Annotated in this window: 2 protein-coding genes and 1 pseudogene; 2 read left to right on the top strand and 1 reads right to left on the bottom strand. The window is 44.5% G+C overall.

Annotation, left to right across the window (positions count from 1 at the left end):
• Positions 1–600: methyl-accepting chemotaxis protein (locus A3763_RS29610; RefSeq protein ID WP_304440809.1), on the top strand; the 600-nt coding region annotated here is incomplete at its 5' end.
• Positions 601–647: 47 nt separating this feature from the next.
• A complete protein-coding gene (locus A3763_RS11005; RefSeq protein ID WP_068507963.1) occupies positions 648–2,372 on the top strand; it encodes a fused response regulator/phosphatase in 1,725 nt (574 codons plus the stop codon).
• Here A3763_RS11005 and A3763_RS29605 read toward each other — a convergent pair.
• Positions 2,323–2,508, bottom strand: a pseudogene (locus A3763_RS29605) (YecA family protein); the annotation flags it as partial. The gene A3763_RS11005 and the pseudogene A3763_RS29605 overlap by 50 nt on opposite strands.

Genomic DNA, 2,508 nt, shown 5'->3' with positions numbered 1-2,508 from the left:
CAAACTTTTACCTTGCTAGGGCAGATCAGGGGTATTGCTGATCAAACAAATTTATTGGCATTAAATGCGGCAATCGAGGCAGCGAGAGCTGGTGAAGCCGGCAGAGGATTTGCCGTGGTTGCTGACGAGGTACGTACCTTGTCGCAAAACTCAAACACCCTTAATGACAAAATATTTGAAACATCTGAGAACACAAAGCGCGCGATTGATGGTGTAAGCAAAATTGTGGGAGAGATCGCATCCTTGGATATGAATATGGCGATCAGTGCGAAAGCCCATGTCGATGAAATGCTTGTAGATTTGGAGCAAACAAATGTCACCATTGAAAATACTATGGATGAAGCTTCCGCTTATACAGAAACGTTAAAAGTGGACGTGGCTGACGCGGTCAGGAGTTCACAGTTTGCTGATAATGTTAGTGCCGATATTAACTCTTTTCTGCAACAAAACTCTTTGTTACAAGAGGCGCTGAATAAGGTAAGGAGTGTGTCCAGTGAAGCCGAAATACTCGACTTATTGCAAGAGATTGGCAAGCAAAAGAGTGGCTCTAAGAGCAGTGTTGCGGCAGAAGCGAGTGATGACAATGTCTCATTGTTTTAACGCAAAATATTAATCAATAGCGTGGGTGGGTAGTACAGACAATGGGAATGAATGTTCTAATTGTGGACGATCATGAATCGAATCGTATTCTAGTAAGGTATTTGCTTGAATCCGAAGGCCACGACTGCATCGAAGCTGAAAATGGGCAGATAGCAGTCGAGCAGTTTGATGAGCACCAGCCAGACTTTGTTCTGATGGACATTGTCATGCCTGTTATGGATGGCTATGAAGCCGCGTCCTTAATTAAAAAGCGCGCAGGCGATACCCATGTTCCTATTATTTTTCTGACAGCAAAACATGATGAGAAATCTTTGCTTGCTTGCCTGGAGAGTGGTGGAGATGATTATTTACCAAAGCCCATTAATGGCATTGTTCTAAAAGCGAAGATTAAGGCTCATGCGAGAACTCAGGAGCTTACCCAGCAAGTTCATGCGAAAAACAGTGAGCTAACCCGTCTACACGCGACATTAACGCAAGAACATGAGATGGGGCGTCATGTATTAAATCATACGCTCAAGAGGAGCTTGCAGAACTGTAAAAATGTTAAAAGCTATCTTTCTTCAATGTCGACCTTTAATGGCGATATCTTTCTTTTGGCCGAAAATCCAAGTGGTGGTTTATATGCTTTTCTCGGTGACTTTACTGGTCATGGTTTAGCTGCAGCAATTGGTACGATTCCTGTCTCGCAAGCATTTTTCTCCATGTGTGAAAAAAGTATGCCGATTATGGAAATTGCGTCTTCGATGAATAAGTCCTTAAAGTCCTTTTTGCCTGAGTACATGTTTTGCGCCGCGACACTAATACATGTGCCAGAATCGGGAGATAAAGCATTAGTATGGGCAGGGGGGTTGCCAGATGCGTATATTACAAGACCTGGGGAGGGGCTTGTAAGTGTCGTAAAGTCGAGACATATGCCGCTCGGTATCGTGCCGGCAGAGCGCTTCAATAGTGAGATAGAACTACACGAATTACGTTATGGTGATAAGTTGTTTATGTTCACTGACGGAATTCTTGAAGGAAGCCCTACAGACAGTGATGAAATGTTTGGTGAAGAACGAGTGATGGACTCACTTGACCGCCGAGTGAAAGAGGGCGGGCAAGAGCGTGTGTTTGACGGCCTACTGGATGACTATCATAGCTTCAGCCAAGGTTCTGCGCAGCAGGACGATATCTCTTTGGTTGAAATCACCGCAGGCCCAATTGATAATTCTAGTGTAATAGATCTTGAACCAAAGACGAATTTGCCTTGGTCAGTTAATGTCGATCTTGATGCAGAGAGAATACACTCTCAGCCTGACCCCATTGTGCAGGTCATTAAAGTGTTGCCAGCAGATCTGTTTTTGTACCGTCGAGCCGATATGATCAGGACTATTTTGTCTGAGCTTTACTCCAACTCGCTGGAGCATGGTTTATTAGCCTTAGACTCTACTATAAAAGGCAGTCATGACGGATTTACAAAGTACTATCAGCAGCGTCAGGAACGGATGGACGCCTTGGATGCGGGCCGCATTAGCATTAGTGTGAGCTTTGATTACGAGCGTTCCGGTAGTGAGTTGAAAATAAGTCTCAGAGATACCGGGAAAGGCTTTGATTTTGCTTCACAGAACGAAGACCTGGCAATGAATACTAAACCATGGGGGCGCGGAATTGCGCTGGTCCGATCTCTGTGTGAAACGGTTGAATATAGTGATGAAGGCCGCTGTGTCGAGGCGACCTTGGCACTTAATCCGAATGATAGAAAAGAAAGATATCCACCAATTGCTCCGGCATAATTTCTTCGAATTGGGATAAAAGCTTTTCGTTTCGACGTATTTCTTGAAACTCATCACTATCAAATAGGCCTGAAAGGGCCATGATAGGAAGTAGCAATTCGGCGGTAACATCTTCACCTTTGCAGAACCATGCCTT

It is taken from the genome of Oleiphilus sp. HI0128 (assembly GCF_001635365.1).
This window is presented reverse-complemented; position numbering and strand designations above follow the sequence as displayed.